The organism is Burkholderia seminalis DSM 23518 (genome assembly GCF_902832885.1).
Classification (GTDB): Bacteria; Pseudomonadota; Gammaproteobacteria; order Burkholderiales; family Burkholderiaceae; genus Burkholderia; species Burkholderia seminalis.
In genome coordinates this window covers 84750-100009 of the sequence record NZ_CADFDK010000011.1, presented here as the reverse complement: position 1 = coordinate 100009, position 15260 = coordinate 84750, and the positions used below count along the sequence as shown (strand labels likewise).

20 protein-coding genes are annotated in these 15260 nt (G+C 66.9%); 1 reads left to right on the top strand and 19 read right to left on the bottom strand.

What is annotated here, in order from left to right; all coding sequences use genetic code 11:
• The first annotated feature begins 12 nt into the window (after nt 1-12).
• Entirely contained in the window at nt 13-1218 is a 1206-nt protein-coding gene (locus HWX00_RS27585) for a Do family serine endopeptidase (RefSeq protein WP_034189807.1), read from the top strand.
• 210 nt (nt 1219-1428) lie between these two features.
• Here HWX00_RS27585 and tatC read toward each other — a convergent pair whose 3' ends face one another.
• The 19 genes from tatC to HWX00_RS27490 all read right to left on the bottom strand — a co-directional run bounded on the left by tatC (nt 1429) and on the right by HWX00_RS27490 (nt 15175).
• Entirely contained in the window at nt 1429-2217 is a 789-nt protein-coding gene (gene tatC, locus HWX00_RS27580) for a twin-arginine translocase subunit TatC (RefSeq protein ID WP_034189808.1), read from the bottom strand.
• A 41-nt stretch (nt 2218-2258) separates the two neighbouring features.
• Nucleotides 2259-2789 carry a Sec-independent protein translocase protein TatB gene (gene tatB, locus HWX00_RS27575; RefSeq protein ID WP_034189809.1) on the bottom strand — a complete coding sequence of 177 codons (531 nt, stop codon included), beginning with the start codon at nt 2787-2789 and terminating at the stop codon, nt 2259-2261.
• A 26-nt stretch (nt 2790-2815) separates the two neighbouring features.
• The gene (gene tatA, locus HWX00_RS27570) at nt 2816-3046 is read right to left on the bottom strand and encodes a Sec-independent protein translocase subunit TatA (RefSeq protein ID WP_034183658.1); all 231 of its coding nucleotides are present in this window, start codon (nt 3044-3046) and stop codon (nt 2816-2818) included.
• A gap of 93 nt (nt 3047-3139) precedes the next feature.
• Nucleotides 3140-3505, bottom strand: a complete 366-nt coding sequence (locus HWX00_RS27565; RefSeq protein WP_175027126.1) for a histidine triad nucleotide-binding protein — start codon at nt 3503-3505, stop codon at nt 3140-3142.
• A gap of 31 nt (nt 3506-3536) precedes the next feature.
• Nucleotides 3537-3929: a DUF4870 family protein gene (locus HWX00_RS27560; RefSeq protein ID WP_034189811.1), complete on the bottom strand. Its 393-nt coding sequence runs from the start codon at nt 3927-3929 to the stop codon at nt 3537-3539.
• A 71-nt stretch (nt 3930-4000) separates the two neighbouring features.
• Complete coding sequence (locus HWX00_RS27555) at nt 4001-4366, bottom strand: phosphoribosyl-ATP diphosphatase (protein WP_034189812.1); 366 nt, start codon at nt 4364-4366, stop codon at nt 4001-4003.
• Nucleotides 4363-4779, bottom strand: a complete 417-nt coding sequence (hisI, locus tag HWX00_RS27550; RefSeq protein WP_034189813.1) for a phosphoribosyl-AMP cyclohydrolase — start codon at nt 4777-4779, stop codon at nt 4363-4365. Before hisI ends, HWX00_RS27555 begins: the two co-directional genes overlap by 4 nt.
• Complete coding sequence (gene hisF / locus HWX00_RS27545) at nt 4779-5552, bottom strand: imidazole glycerol phosphate synthase subunit HisF (protein WP_011350732.1); 774 nt, start codon at nt 5550-5552, stop codon at nt 4779-4781. Before hisF ends, hisI begins: the two co-directional genes overlap by 1 nt.
• 104 nt (nt 5553-5656) lie before the next feature.
• Nucleotides 5657-6412: a 1-(5-phosphoribosyl)-5-[(5-phosphoribosylamino)methylideneamino]imidazole-4-carboxamide isomerase gene (gene hisA, locus HWX00_RS27540; protein ID WP_175027125.1), complete on the bottom strand. Its 756-nt coding sequence runs from the start codon at nt 6410-6412 to the stop codon at nt 5657-5659.
• A gap of 163 nt (nt 6413-6575) precedes the next feature.
• A complete protein-coding gene (gene hisH / locus HWX00_RS27535) occupies nt 6576-7217 on the bottom strand; it encodes an imidazole glycerol phosphate synthase subunit HisH (protein ID WP_034189815.1) in 642 nt (213 codons plus the stop codon).
• Nucleotides 7214-7834 (bottom strand): MarC family protein, encoded by a 621-nt coding sequence (locus tag HWX00_RS27530; protein ID WP_175027124.1) that lies wholly within the window; start codon nt 7832-7834, stop codon nt 7214-7216. The genes hisH and HWX00_RS27530 overlap by 4 nt, the downstream gene beginning before the upstream one ends.
• 62 nt (nt 7835-7896) lie before the next feature.
• Nucleotides 7897-8484 (bottom strand): imidazoleglycerol-phosphate dehydratase HisB, encoded by a 588-nt coding sequence (gene hisB / locus HWX00_RS27525; RefSeq protein ID WP_006477126.1) that lies wholly within the window; start codon nt 8482-8484, stop codon nt 7897-7899.
• Nucleotides 8485-8549: 65 nt separating this feature from the next.
• Nucleotides 8550-9623, bottom strand: a complete 1074-nt coding sequence (hisC, locus tag HWX00_RS27520) for a histidinol-phosphate transaminase (protein ID WP_069706014.1) — start codon at nt 9621-9623, stop codon at nt 8550-8552.
• Between the two features lie 147 nt (nt 9624-9770).
• A complete protein-coding gene (gene hisD, locus HWX00_RS27515; RefSeq protein WP_034189818.1) occupies nt 9771-11087 on the bottom strand; it encodes a histidinol dehydrogenase in 1317 nt (438 codons plus the stop codon).
• Between the two features lie 24 nt (nt 11088-11111).
• A complete protein-coding gene (gene hisG, locus HWX00_RS27510) occupies nt 11112-11765 on the bottom strand; it encodes an ATP phosphoribosyltransferase (protein ID WP_012327780.1) in 654 nt (217 codons plus the stop codon).
• On the bottom strand, nt 11762-13111 hold the full coding sequence (murA, locus tag HWX00_RS27505) for a UDP-N-acetylglucosamine 1-carboxyvinyltransferase (protein WP_034189819.1): 1350 nt from the start codon (nt 13109-13111) through the stop codon (nt 11762-11764). Before murA ends, hisG begins: the two co-directional genes overlap by 4 nt.
• 14 nt (nt 13112-13125) lie before the next feature.
• Complete coding sequence (locus tag HWX00_RS27500; protein ID WP_006477131.1) at nt 13126-13365, bottom strand: BolA family protein; 240 nt, start codon at nt 13363-13365, stop codon at nt 13126-13128.
• A gap of 56 nt (nt 13366-13421) precedes the next feature.
• Nucleotides 13422-14252, bottom strand: coding sequence for an ABC transporter permease (locus HWX00_RS27495; protein WP_226194235.1), 831 nt, complete (start codon nt 14250-14252; stop codon nt 13422-13424).
• Nucleotides 14249-15175 carry an ABC transporter ATP-binding protein gene (locus HWX00_RS27490; RefSeq protein WP_034189820.1) on the bottom strand — a complete coding sequence of 309 codons (927 nt, stop codon included), beginning with the start codon at nt 15173-15175 and terminating at the stop codon, nt 14249-14251. Before HWX00_RS27490 ends, HWX00_RS27495 begins: the two co-directional genes overlap by 4 nt.
• Nucleotides 15176-15260 lie beyond the last annotated feature (85 nt).

The following is a 15260-nucleotide window of genomic DNA, read 5'->3' as shown; positions in this document are numbered from 1 at the left end:
TAATCCATTCAGATGCTTAGACGCTTCTGGCTGTTCTTCGCGCAGGCGGTTACCGTGCTGCTCGCGCTGATGTTCATCGTCGTGACGCTCAAGCCGCAATGGCTGCAACGGCAAGGACAGCTCGGCAAGCAGCTCGCCACGCCGATCGTTGCGCTGCGGGAGGTCGCGCCCGGCATCGGCGGCGCGCCGGCGACCACGTCGTACGCGGAAGCCGCGCAGAAGGCGATGCCGGCCGTCGTCAACGTGTTCTCCAGCAAGGACGGCTCGCTGCCGCCCGACCCGCGCGCGAAAGATCCGCTGTTCCGCTACTTCTTCGGCGACCGCAACGCCCGCAAGCAGCAGGACGAACCGGCAGCCAACCTCGGCTCGGGCGTTATCGTGAGCCCGGAAGGTTACATTCTAACGAACCAGCACGTCGTGGACGGCGCCGACCAGATCGAAGTCGCGCTCGCCGACGGCCGCACGGCCACCGCGAAGGTGATCGGCAGCGATCCCGAGACCGATCTGGCCGTGCTGAAGATCAACGTGACGAACCTGCCGACGATCACGCTCGGCCGCTCCGACCAGTCGCGCGTCGGCGATGTCGTGCTCGCGATCGGCAACCCGTTCGGCGTCGGCCAGACGGTCACGATGGGGATCATCAGCGCGCTCGGCCGCAATCACCTCGGCATCAACACGTTCGAGAACTTCATCCAGACCGACGCACCGATCAACCCCGGCAACTCGGGCGGTGCGCTGGTCGACGTGAACGGCAACCTGCTTGGCATCAACACGGCGATCTACTCGCGTTCGGGCGGCTCGCTCGGCATCGGCTTCGCGATTCCGGTGTCGACCGCGCGCACGGTGCTCGAGAGCATCATCACGACGGGCTCGGTCACGCGCGGCTGGATCGGCGTCGAACCGCAGGACGTCACGCCGGAGATCGCCGAGTCGTTCGGGCTCCAGCAGAAATCGGGCGCGATCGTCGCCGGCGTGCTGCAGGGCGGCCCGGCCGACAAGGCCGGCATCAAGCCGGGCGATATCCTGGTCACGGTCAACGGCGAGGACATCACGGACACGACCAAGCTGCTGAACGTCGTCGCGCAGATCAAGCCCGGCACGCCGACCAAGGTGCACGTCGTGCGCAAGGGCAAGGAGTTCGACGTGAGCGTCGTGATCGGCAAGCGCCCGCCGCCGCCGAAGCAGACGCTCGACGAGCAGGACAGCGATACCGAATGAGGTTGGGCAGGCGGGTCGCGCGAGATCACGCGCCCGTTGTCGTCGGTGGAAATGAAAAAGGGCAGCCGGTTGGCTGCCCTTTTGCTTTGCTTCGACCGATCCGTATTGCCCGGGAAGGGGGCAATGCCACACGCTTGCCGGCTCGGCCACGGCATCGCCGCACCGTTCGAGCTGACCGGAAGAGCCGGCCCGCCGCCCGGTGCGCCGCCGTCAGCCCGCGGCTTCGCCGTTCCCCGCCTCGCCCTCTTCGGCCGGCTTCTTCGGCACGAAGAACCGCGCGGCCAGGATCCCGGCTTCATACAGCACGATCAGCGGCAGCGCGAGCATCAGTTGCGAGAACACGTCCGGCGGCGTGACGACCGCCGCGACGACGAACGCGCCGACGATCACGTACGGGCGGATTTCCTTCAGTTTCTTCACCGTCAGCACGCCCATCCGGACGAGCAGCACGACGACGATCGGCACCTCGAACGTGACCCCGAACGCGATGAACATCCCGAGCACGAAGCTCAGGTAGTTGTCGATGTCGGTCGTCATCTCGGCCCCGAGCGGCGCGTTGTAGTGCGCCATCACGCGGAAGATCGTCGGGAACACGAGGAAGTACGCGAATGCCATCCCGCACAGGAACAGCACGTAGCTGCTGCCGACGAGCGGCGTGACGAGTTTCTTCTCGTGCTGGTACAGCCCCGGCGCGACGAACGCCCAGATCTGGTACAGCACGACCGGCAGCGCGATCACGAGCGCGACGAGCATCGTGACCTTCATCGGCACGAAGAACGAGCCGGTGACGTCGGTGACGATCATCTTGCCGTCCTTCGGCAGATTCTCCATCAGCGGCCGCGCGAGCAGCCGGAAGATGTCGGGCGCCCAGTAGACGAGCCCGAGGAACACGACGATCACGGCCAGCCCCGCGCGAATGATGCGGTCGCGAAGCTCGACGAGATGGGAAATGAAGGTTTCTTCCGGGGCGTCGCCCGGGTTCTGCTGGGGGTCGCTCACACCGGCCCTCGGTAGGATTGACGAGCGAGCATGCGCTCGGCTCAGAAGAAGCGCGTCGGCCGGCGCAGGCTGGCCGGCTGGTGGCGCGCGACACGCGCGGCGCCCGACTGCACGTGCGTGCGGCGGGTGGTCGCGCGCTTGTACCAGACAGGCGTCGCCGCCTGCTTCACGCGCCAGTTGCGGCGCTTCGTCGCGAGCGCGGCCGGACTGCCGCGCCACGACGGCGCAGCAGGCGCGTCGGAACCGTAGGACCCGGCGGCGCCCGACGCTTCGTCAAGACCGCCGACCGCGGAATGCCACGTGTCGTTGAGTTCCTTCTCGTGCTCGCGCAGGTTGTCGTGAATCGTCGTCTCGACATTGCGCGCGGCCGATTCGAAATCGGTCTTCATCGTCCGCAACGCGTCGAGTTCGATTTCGCGCGAGACCTCGGCCTTCACGTCGTTGATGTACCGCTGCGCACGACCGAACAGCGCGCCTGCCGTACGCGCGACGCGCGGCAGGCGCTCGGGGCCGAGCACCACGAGCGCGACGACGCCGATCAGCGCCATCTTCGAAAGACCGAGATCCAGCATCGCGAATGCCTGTCAGCGGGCCGGCGTTACGCCTTGTTCGAATCGGAACGCGTCGTTTCCTTCGCGTTGACGTCGACCGAGCCGGAGCGCGGCAGCTGCTGCGCGTCGGCCGGCGTTTCGCCTTCCTTCATGCCGTCCTTGAAACCCTTCACGGCGCTGCCGAGATCGTTGCCGATGTTGCGCAGCTTCTTCGTACCGAAAACCAGCGCGACGATCAGCAGCACGATCAGCCAGTGCCAAATGCTCAATCCACCCATGATGAAACCTCTCCTCAACCACGCCGCCGGGCGGCGCAAATCGCCGGCGACGCGCCGGCTTCGACTATCGATGCGGGGAAACGCCCCGCGCCGTCAACCCATCCGCTGCCAGGGGCGCGGACCGGCCAGGATATGCGCGTGCAGGTGGTAGACCTCCTGCCCGCCGCCCGGGCCCGTATTGATCACCGTGCGAAAACCGGTCTCGCCGCCCGTGTACGCGACGCCGAGCTGGTCGGCAAGGCGCGCGACGAGCAGCATCAGTCGGCCGAGCATCGGCACATCGTCCGCGCTCGCCGCCGACAGCGTCGGCAGGTGCCGGCGCGGAATCACGAGCACGTGCGTCTCGGCCGCCGGGCGGATGTCGCGGAACGCGACGAATTCGTCGTCCTCGTGCACCTTCGTGCTCGGGATCTCGCCTGCCGCGATCTTGCAGAACAGGCAATTCGGATCGTGACTCATGTTGCTCCTGCGAAACGCCCGCGCGCGCCGGTCAGAACCACGCCTGCGGATCGAGCGTCTTGTTGTCGTTCAGGTACAGCCAACCCTTGATGATACGGTACAGCGTCCAAATCCACGTGACAAACATCACTGCGAATCCGACCACGACGAATGCCAGCGCGAACCCGATGACGTACGCGATCAGCGCGCGCCAGAACGTGCGGATCTGCCACTCGAAATGGTCGGCATACGGCGTGCCGGCCACGTCCCCGCGCTTCACGTAGTTGATGATGATCGCGATGATGCCCGTGACGCCGCCCGTCAGCCAGTGAAATGCATAAAGACCGTAGAGCACGTGAGTCAGCGTGCGCAGCCCGTTCAGGCGCTCGGCATCCGCCGCCCCCGGCACCGCGGGCGTCGGAAACTGGTTCGACGTATCGTTCATGATGCTACCCCCGTAAGATGACAATTCTTACAGCTTACCGCACTGCTGCCACCGCGGCGGGACGATGCGCATCAGCCGCCGTTTTCCTCGCGCTCGCGGCGCTTGCGCAGCGCCTTTTCCTCGATGCCCGACAGCCCCTCGCGGCGCTCGAGTTCGGCGATCACGTCGGCCGGGCTCAGCTCGAAGTGCGACAGCATCACGAGGCAGTGGAACCACAGGTCGGCCACCTCGCCGACGAGCGCGCTCGGCGCGCCGCCCTGGCGCACGTCCTTCGCGGCCAGCACGACTTCCGTCGCCTCTTCGCCGATCTTCTTCAGCACCGCGTCGTCGCCCTTGTGGAACAGGCGCGATACGTACGATTGATCGGGGTCGCCGCCCTTGCGGCTATCGATCACGGCCGCGAGGCGCAGCAGCGTGTCTTCGGTCGATTGCGTCATTTGTAGATGTGTTCGGGATCTTTCAGCACCGGTTCGACCGCGACCCAGTCGCCGTGGTCGACGGTGCCCTCGAATTTCTGGAAAAAGCACGAATGCCGGCCGGTGTGGCACGCGATGCCCGATACCTGCTCGACCTTCAGCAGCACGACGTCCTCGTCGCAGTCGAGCCGCACCTCGTGCACGTGCTGCACGTGGCCCGACTCCTCGCCCTTGAACCACAACCGCTTGCGCGAGCGCGAATAGTAGACCGCGCGCTGCGTCTCGATCGTCTTCGCCAGTGCCTCGCGGTTCATCCACGCGAACATCAGCACGTCGTTCGTCGCTGCTTCCTGCGCGATCACCGGCACGAGGCCGTTGTCGTCCCAGCGGACCTTGTCGAGCCACGCGGGCAGGGATTTCGTTTCCGTATTCATTACAGCCTCACCGGGATGCCCTGGTCGGCCATGAAGCGCTTCGCCTCGCCGACCGTGTGCTCGCCGTAGTGGAAGATGCTCGCGGCCAGCACCGCGTCGGCGCGGCCGTCCTTGATGCCGTCTGCCAGATGCTGCAGCGAACCGACGCCGCCCGATGCGATCACCGGCACCGGCACCGCGTCCGACACGCCGCGCGTGAGCGCGAGGTCGAAGCCCGACTTGGTGCCGTCGCGGTCCATGCTCGTGAGCAGGATCTCGCCCGCGCCGAGCTCGGCCATCTTGCGCGCCCATTCGATCGCGTCGAGGCCCGTGTTCTTGCGGCCGCCGTGCGTGAAGACTTCCCAGCGCGGCGTCTCGCCGTCGGCCGACACGCGCTTCGCGTCGATCGCGACGACGATGCACTGCGAGCCGTACTTGTCGGCCGCATCGCGCACGAGCTGCGGGTTCGCGACCGCCGACGAATTCATGCTGACCTTGTCCGCGCCCGCGTTCAGCAGACGCCGCACGTCCTCGACCGCGCGCACGCCGCCGCCGACGGTCAGCGGAATGAAGACCTGCGACGCGACGGCTTCGATGATCGGCAGGATCAGGTCGCGCTGGTCGGACGTCGCGGTGATGTCGAGGAACGTCAGTTCGTCGGCGCCCTGGTCGTCGTAGCGGCGGGCGATTTCGACGGGATCGCCGGCATCGCGCAGCTCGACGAAGTTGACGCCCTTGACGACACGCCCGGCAGTCACGTCCAGGCAGGGGATGATGCGTTTAGCTAGAGCCATGATGTTGCGCCAAATGCCGCGCTGGGACGGCCGGTTGCGGAAGCCTCGCACGAGACTTCCGGTCGGGGCCGCCTGCGGGCGGCCCCGGCGAACGGGAAACCGCGTTACGCGTTGTCGAGTTCGCCGTTCAGTTCGTCCGCGCGCCTTTGCGCGGCCGCGAAATCGAGATCGCCGGAGTAGATCGCGCGGCCGCAGATCACGCCTTCGACGCCGTGCTCTTCCACTTCGCACAGGTTCTCGATGTCCGTGAGGTTCGACAGGCCGCCGCTGGCGATCACCGGAATGCCGACCGCCTGCGCGAGCTTCACGGTCGCCTCGATGTTGATGCCCTGCAGCATTCCGTCGCGCCCGATGTCGGTATAGACGATCGATTCGACGCCGTAGTCCTCGAACTTCTTCGCGAGATCGACCACTTCGTGGCCGGTCAGCTTGCTCCAGCCGTCGGTCGCGACCTTGCCGTCCTTCGCGTCGAGCCCGACGATGATGCTGCCGGAGAACGCGGTGCACGCGTCCTGCAGGAAGCCCGGGTTCTTCACGGCCGCCGTGCCGATGATCACGTAGGACAGGCCCGCGTCGAGATACTTCTCGATCGTCTCGAGGCTGCGGATGCCGCCGCCGAGCTGGACGGGGATTTCTTCGCCGACTTCGTCGAGGATCGCTTCGATCGCCTCGAGATTCTTCGGCTTGCCGGCGAATGCGCCGTTCAGGTCGACCAGATGGAGCCGCCGGGCGCCGAGATCGACCCACTTGCGGGCCATCGCCGCCGGGTCCTCGGAAAAAATCGTGGCCTGGTCCATGTCGCCCTGTTTGAGGCGCACACACTGACCGTCTTTTAGATCGATGGCCGGAATCAGCAACATAGCAATCGGGTGTCGTCGTGGAAGAAGAAAAGAATCCGGCGCGTACCGGCCAATCCGGTACCGCGCCGTCTCGCTAGTTTAGTACAACTCTTTCGGCGCCTAGGCGCGCGAGCCCCGCAAGACGGGCCTCCGCGGCCCGTCGACTGTGGTTCGCGCACCACGTTCACGGTTTCCAGTGTACGAAGTTGCGGTACAGACGCAACCCGACCTCCGCGCTTTTCTCCGGGTGGAATTGGGTCGCGAAGAGGTTGTCCCGCGCGACCGCGGACGTAAACGGCGCACCATATGCCGTTTCGCCGACCGTATGTGCCGGGTTGTCCGGCGTCACGTAGTAGCTGTGCACGAAGTAGAAATACGCGTCGTCGGGCACGCCGTCCCACAGCGGGTGCGGCTGCGACTGGCGCACGCGGTTCCAGCCCATCTGCGGCACCTTGAAGCGCGAGCCGTCGTCCTGCACGCGGCCGTCGAGCTCAAAGCGCACGACCTTGCCGGGCAACAGGCCGAGGCCCTTCGTGTCGCCTTCCGCGCTCCAGTCGAACAACATCTGCTCGCCGACGCACACGCCGAGCAGCGGCTTCGTGCGCGACGCCTCGATCACGGCCTCCTGCAGGCCCGATTCGCCGAGGCAGCGCATGCAGTCGGGCATCGCGCCCTGGCCGGGCAGCACGACGCGGTCGGCCGCGCGAATCGCGGCCGGCGTGTCGACGATCGCCACGTCGGCGGCCGGTTCGGCCTTCTTGAGCGCCTGCGCGACCGAGCGCAGGTTGCCCATCCCATAATCCACAATCGCAATCGAAGTTTTCATCTCAGTGCAGGCAGTAGCGCCCTCAGTCCATTGACGATGAATTCCACCGCCAGCGCCGACAGCATCAGACCCATCAGCCGCGTGGCGATGTTGATGCCCGTGCGGCCGATCCAGTTCGCGATCGGCTCGGCGAGCCGCATCGCGACGAAACACAGAAAAGCCAGGGCCGCGCCGATCGCGACCAGCCCGGCCTGTTCATACCAGTGATGCGCGTTCGCCGCATAGATGATCACCGTGCTGATCGAGCCGGGGCCCGTGAGCAGCGGAATCGCCAGCGGCACGACCGCGATGTTGTCCTTCAGCTCGGCTTCGTGGCGCTCTTCCGGCGTCGATCGCGTGTTGCCGATCTGCGCGTTCAGCATGTTGATCGCCATCAGCAGCATGATGATCCCGCCGCCCACTTCGAGCGACCCGACCGAAATGCCGAAGAAGTTGATGATCTGCTGCCCGAGCAGCGCGGTCACCGTCATCACGCAGAATACCGACACCGATGCGATCCGGATCGTGCGACGCCGCTCGCCGTCCGTCTGCTGCGCCGTCAGGCTCAGGAAGAACGGCACCGCGCCGACCGGGTTGATCAGCGCCAGCAGCGAAATGAACGATTTGAGCAGATCCATCGCAAGCCGGCGCCGCGCGCCGAAGCCGTGAGGTTGTCCTTAGCGTCCGCCCATCCGGACGATCAGAGGCTGCCTTTCGTCGACGGAATCTGCCCCGCCGCACGCTCGTCGAGCTCCACCGCCGCGCGCAGCGCACGGCCGAAGGCCTTGAACACCGTCTCGAGCTGATGGTGCGCGTTGATCCCGCGCAGGTTGTCGATGTGCAGCGTGACGCCCGCGTGGTTCACGAAACCGCGGAAGAACTCGATCGACAGGTCGACGTCGAACGTGCCGATCCGCGCACGCGTGAACGGCACGTGGAATTCGAGGCCCGGCCGGCCGGAGAAGTCGATCACGACGCGCGACAGCGCCTCGTCGAGCGGCACGTACGAATGGCCGTAGCGGCGGATGCCCTTCCGGTCGCCGATCGCCTTCGCGACGGCCTGACCGAGCGTGATGCCGACATCCTCGACCGTGTGGTGGTCGTCGATATGCGTGTCGCCATGCGCTTCGACCTCGAGATCGACCAGACCATGCCGCGCGATCTGGTCGAGCATATGGTCGAGAAACGGCACGCCGGTGGCCAGCTTCTGCTGGCCGGTGCCGTCGAGATCGAGCTTCACACGGATCTGCGTTTCGCTGGTATTGCGAACGACTTCCGCCACACGCATGGCAATTCCTTGATTGAGTCTGAGGTAAATGGGGATTGATCGTCGCGCGCCGCCGCGCCCTGGGCTCAACCGGGCAGCGCGAGTTTCAAGGCGGCCAGCAGGCGGGCGTTTTCGTCGGGAGAACCGACGGTCAGCCGCACGCATTCGGCCAGCAATGGATGCATTTTACTCACGTTTTTGACCAGCACCCGTTCGGTGAGCAGCGCATCGAACACGGCGGCCGCGTCCGGCACGCGCACCAGCAGGAAATTGCCGGCGCTCGGGAACACCGTCGTGCCCGGCAGCGCGGCCACGGCCTGCGCGAGACGCGTGCGTTCCGCGCGCAGTTCGGCCGCCTGCGCATCGAGCACGTCGAGGTGGTCGAGCAGGAAATCGGCGGTCGCCTGGGTCAGCACGTTGATGTTGTACGGCGGGCGCACCTTGTCGAATTCGGTCAGCCACGCGTGCCGCCCGACGAGATAGCCGAGGCGGATGCCCGCGAGACCGAGCTTCGACACCGTGCGCATCACGACGACGTTGTCGAATTCGGCGGCGCGCGGCAGCCACGAGCGCTCGGCGAACGGCTGGTACGCCTCGTCGATCACGATCAGGCTGTGCCGCGCGGCGGCAATGATCCGTTCGACGTCGGCATCGTCGTACAGCGTGCCGGTCGGGTTGTTCGGGTACGCGAGATAGACGATCGCGGGCCGGTGCCCGGCGATCGCCGCGAGCATCGCGTCGACGTCGAGCGTCAGGTCGGCCTGCAGCGGCACGCCGACGAATTCGAGCTGCGCGAGCTTCGCCGACAGCTCGTACATCACGAAACCCGGCACCGGCGCGAGCACCTTCGCGCCCGGCTGCGCGCACGCGACCGAGATCATGCTGATGATTTCGTCGGAACCGTTGCCGAGCAGCACGTCGCAACCGGCCGGCACGCCCATCGCGTGGCGCAGCTTGTCGAGCAGCGCGGCCGGGCGCGGCGCCGGGTAGCGGTTCAGCGCGACCTGCGCGAGACGCTCGCCGAGCGCCGCCGCCAGCGGTTCGGGCAGCGGATACGGATTCTCCATCGCGTCGAGCTTCACGAACCCGCTCGCGTCGGGCACCGGATAGCTCGTCATCGCGAGCACGTCGCGGCGGATGATGTCTTGTGGCGTCGTCATGGTCTCAAGCCGGCGTGCGTCGCGCCGGCATCAAATGGTCGGCAAGGCGGCGGCTGCCGCCCTGCACTGGTCTCCAGCCGCGCTCCGCGGTGCGGCCGGCGCCGGCGCATCGGCGCCCGCCCCGGCTCGGCCCCGCGTGGTGCGTGGTCAGCCCTTCATCCGGAACTCGGCGCTCTTCGCGTGCGCCTGCAGCCCTTCGCCGTACGCGAGCTCGGAGGCGATCTCGCCGAGGGTCTGCGCGCCTTCCGCGCTGACCTCGATCAGGCTCGAACGCTTGATGAAGTCGTACACGCCGAGCGGCGACGAGAAACGCGCGGTGCGCGACGTCGGCAGCACGTGGTTCGGCCCCGCGCAGTAGTCGCCGAGGCTTTCGCTCGTGTAGCGGCCGAGGAAGATCGCGCCTGCGTGGCGGATCTGCTGGCCCCATTGTTGCGGTTCCAGTGCCGAGATTTCGAGGTGCTCGGGCGCGATGTCGTTCGCGATCCGGCACGCTTCGGCCATGTCGCGCACCTTGATCAGCGCGCCGCGCCCTTCGAGCGATGCGCGGATCACGTCCCGGCGCGGCATCGACGGCAGCAGCTCGTCGATCGCCTTCTCGACACGGTCGAGGAACGCGCCGTCCGGGCACAGCAGGATCGACTGCGCGAGCTCGTCGTGCTCGGCCTGCGAGAACAGGTCCATCGCGACCCAGTTCGGATCGGTCGTGCCGTCGCACAGCACGAGGATTTCCGATGGCCCGGCGATCATGTCGATACCGACCGTGCCGAACACGCGGCGCTTCGCCGACGCGACGTACGCATTGCCGGGGCCGCAGATCTTGTCGACGGCCGGCACCGTCGCCGTGCCGTACGCGAGCGCGCCGACCGCCTGCGCGCCGCCGATCGTGAACACGCGGTCGACGCCGCCGAGCAGCGCCGCGGCGAGCACGAGGTCGTTCTTCACGCCGTCCGGCGTCGGCACGACCATCACGATCTCGCCGACGCCCGCGACGCGCGCGGGAATCGCGTTCATCAGCACCGACGACGGATACGCGGCCTTGCCGCCCGGCACGTACAGGCCGACGCGGTCGAGCGGCGTGACCTTCTGGCCGAGCACCGTGCCGTCGCTTTCCGTGTACTGCCAGCTATGCGTGCCGCACTCGATCTTCTGCTTCTCGTGGTACGCGCGCACACGCGCCGCGGCCGCTTCCAGCGCCGCGCGCGCCTTCGGCGCGAGACCGTCGAGCGCCGTCTGCAGCGCGTCCTGCGGCAGTTCGAGCGCGGCGACGCTGTTCGCGCTCAGCCGGTCGAAGCGGTTCGTGTACTCGAGCACCGCGGCGTCGCCGCGCGACTTCACGTCGGCGAGGATCTTCGCGACCGATTGCTCGATCGCTTCGTCTTCGCTTGCCTCGAACGCGAGCAACGCGCGCAGCGCGGCGCCGAAGCCTTCGTTCGTCGAATCGAGCTTGCGGATGGTGATGGACATGGGAGTTCCGTTACGGTGATGCGCTCAACCGCCATTCTGCGACGCGCGTTCGAACGCGTCGAGGATCGGCTTGAGCGCCGCGCGCTTCAACTTCAGCGCGGCCTGGTTCACGACGAGGCGCGACGAGATCGCCATGATCTCCTCGACCTCGACCAGATTGTTCGCCTTCAGCGTGCCGCCCGAGCTGACGAGGTCGACGATCGCGTCGGCCAGCCCGACCAGCGGCGCGAGCTCCATCGAGCCGTACAGCTTGATCAGGTCGACGTGCACGCCCTTCGCGGCGAAGTGTTCGCGCGCCGTTTCGACGTACTTCGTCGCGACGCGCAGGCGTGCGCCCTGGCGCACGGCGCTCGCGTAATCGAAGCCGGCCGACACCGCCACCGACATCCGGCAGCGCGCGATGTTCAGATCGATCGGCTGGTACAGGCCCGAGCCGCCGTGCTCGACCAGCACGTCCTTGCCGGCCACGCCGAAATCGGCCGCGCCGTATTCGACGTAGGTCGGCACGTCGCTCGCGCGCACGATGATCACGCGCAGGTCCGGGTTCGTCGTCGGCAGGATCAGCTTGCGCGACGTTTCCGGATCCTCGGTCACCTGCACGCCGGCCGCGGCGAGCAACGGCAGGGTTTCCTCGAAAATCCGGCCCTTCGACAGGGCGAGGGTCAGCGGCGCGGTCATGCTTGGCTCCCGGAAAGGCGGCGCACGTTCGCGCCGACGGCGGTCAGTTTGGCTTCCATGCGGTCGTAGCCGCGGTCCAGGTGATAGATCCGGTCGACGAGCGTTTCCCCGTCGGCGCGCAGCCCGGCGATCACGAGGCTCGCCGACGCACGCAGGTCGGTCGCCATCACGTTCGCGCCGGACAGCTTCTCGACGCCCGTCACGAGCGCGGTATTGCCGTCGATCGTGATGTTCGCGCCGAGCCGGTTCAGCTCCTGCACGTGCATGAAGCGGTTCTCGAAAATGGTTTCGACGACCTGCGCGGTGCCCGTCGCGACCGTATTGAGGGCCATGAACTGCGCCTGCATGTCGGTCGGGAACGCCGGGTATTCCGACGTGCGGATCGTCACGGCCGACGGGCGGCGGTCCATCTTCACGCGCAGCCAGCTGTCGCCTTCCTCGATCGACACGCCGGCTTCGCGCAGCTTGTCGATCACCGCGTCGAGAATGTGCGGGCGCACGCCCGTCAGCATCACGTCGCCGCCGGCCGCCGCGACCGCGCACAGGAACGTGCCGGCCTCGATGCGGTCGGGGATCACCGAATGGCGCGCGCCGTGCAGCCGCTCGACGCCCTGGATCACGAGGCGATCGGTGCCGATACCGTCGATCTTCGCGCCCATCGCGACCAGCAGGTGGGCGAGATCGCTCACTTCCGGCTCGCGCGCGGCGTTTTCGATCACCGTCTCGCCGTCTGCCAGCGTCGCGGCCATCAGCAGGTTTTCCGTGCCCGTCACCGTGATCATGTCGGTCACGATGCGCGCGCCCTTCAGGCGCTTCGCGCGCGCTTCGATGAAGCCGTGCTCGATGCTGATCTCGGCGCCCATCGCCTGCAGCCCCTTGATGTGCTGGTCGACCGGACGCGCGCCGATCGCGCAGCCCCCCGGCAGCGACACCTTCGCCTCGCCGAAGCGCGCGAGCAGCGGGCCGAGCACGAGGATCGACGCGCGCATCGTCTTCACGAGCTCGTACGGCGCGACGAGGTTGTCGACGCGCGACGCGTCGAGCTGCACGCGGCAGCCGTCGGTCTCGCTCTTCACGCCCATCTGGTTCAGCACCTTCAGCGTGGTGCGCACGTCCTTCAGGTTCGGCACGTTGTCGAGATCGACCGGATCGGCGGTGAGCAGCCCCGCGCACAGGATCGGCAGTGCGGCGTTCTTCGCGCCCGACACGACGATCTCGCCGGACAGACGGTTACCGCCTTCGATCACGAGCTTGTCCATCCCCTGTCCCTGCGATTCCCCGTTGGCGGCCGGGTGTGCCGTGGCGACGCTCTTGACGGCGTCGCGCTCGTTGACGGTGACTTGCACTCAGTGATTTCCGGTTATGCGTTCTGCCATTCGGCGGGCGTCAGCGTCTTCATGCTGAGCGCGTGGATTTCCTGCTTCATGCGATCGCCGAGCGCCGCATAGACGAGCTGGTGCCGCTGGATCGGCCGCTTGCCCTCGAAGGCCGCCGACACGATCGTCGCGAAGAAATGCTGGCCGTCGCCTTCGACTTCCAGATGCGTGCAGGCGAGACCGCCGGCGATGTATTGCTTGACCTGTTCGGGAGTCGGCAACATGGTGTAAGGCTCCTGTCGGCGGCGGCGCCCCGGGAGGCGGCCGCAGCCTGTCGATATCAATGACGCAGTTTGTAGCCGGTCGCGAGCAGCCGCATCGCGATCAGCGCGAGCAGCACGAGGAAACCGGTAACGATCGCGAGGCTCGCGAACGGGTTGATGTCGGACGCGCCGAAGAACCCGAAACGAAAGCCGTCGATCATGTAGAAAAACGGATTGAGACGCGAGATCTCGCGCCACACGGGCGGCAGCGAGTGCGTCGAATAGAACACGCCCGACAGGAACGTCAGCGGCATGATCAGGAAGTTCTGGAACGCGGCGAGCTGGTCGAACTTCTCGGCCCAGATCCCGGCGATCAGGCCGAGCGTGCCGAGGATCGCCGAGCCGAGCAGCGCGAACGCAATGATGAACAGCGGCGCCGCGAAATGCATCGGGATAAACCAGATCGTCACGACGAACACGCCGGTGCCGACCGCGAGCCCGCGCACGACCGACGCGAGCACGTACGCGCCGAAGATGTCGCGGTACGACAGCGGCGGCAGCAGCATGAACACGAGGTTGCCGGTGATCTTCGACTGGATCAGCGACGACGAGCTGTTCGCGAACGCGTTCTGCAACACGCTCATCATCACGAGGCCCGGCACGAGAAAGCTCACGTACTCGACGCCCGGATACACCTCGACGCGGCCCGACAGCGCATGACCGAAGATCGTCAGGTACAGCAGCGCCGTGACGATCGGCGCGAGCACCGTCTGGAACGACACTTTCCAGAAACGCAGCAGTTCCTTGTAGAACAGCGTCCGGAAGCCGCTGCCCGGCACGCGCCGGGCCGTGCCCAGCGCCCCTTCGGCCGGCAGCGAACGCAGTTCGCGCGGGGATTGTTGATTCATGCCAGACCCTCGATCACCTCGGCCCCGTTCATCACCTGGACGAACACATCCTCGAGGTCGGCCTTGCGGACCTCGATCTCGTCGAACGTGCAGCCTGCCGCGCGGCATTGCGCGAGAATGCGTTCGACATCGTCGTAGCTCGTGAGACGCAGCAGGTGCTCGCCCGGCGCGCGCGCGGCGGGGTCGGTCTCCAGCCCGCGCAGCTCGGCCGGCAGCGCGCCCGTCGCGAGCCGCAGATAGAGCTGCAGCCCCGCGAAGCGGCGCAGCAGCGCGTCGGTGCGGTCGAGCGCGACCACCTCGCCACGGCGCAGCATCGCGATGCGGTCGCACAGCGACTCGGCTTCCTCGAGGTAATGGGTGGTCAGCACGATCGTGTGACCCTCGCGGTTCAGGCGCGAGATGAATTTCCACAGCGTCTGGCGCAATTCGACGTCGACGCCGGCGGTCGGCTCGTCGAGCACGATCACGGGCGGCCGGTGCACGAGCGCCTGCGCGACGAGCACGCGGCGCTTCATCCCGCCCGACAGCGCGCGCATGTTCGCGTCGGCCTTCTCGGTGAGGTCGAGATTGGCCATCACTTCGTCGATCCAGTCGTCGTTGCGGCGCAGCCCGAAATAGCCGGACTGGATCCGCAGCGTCTCGCGGACGGTGAAGAACGGGTCGAAGACGAGTTCCTGCGGGACGACACCCAGCGCGCGGCGCGCACCGCGGAAGTCCTTGACGACGTCGTGGCCGCGCACCGAGATACTGCCTTCGTCGGCCCGGGCGAGCCCGGCGAGGATACTGATGAGCGTGGTCTTGCCTGCGCCGTTGGGGCCGAGCAGACCGAAAAACTCGCCTTCCTCGACCGACAGGCTGACGCCCTTGAGCGCCTGAAGCGACTTGTAGCGCTTCTTGACGTGACGGATTTCTATGGCTGACATGACTGTGCGCGACGCCAGGGCCGCGACGCCTATTCTGTGCTTGCTGCGAAAGAAAATGGGGGCCGGACGCCGATTGGCTGCCCCG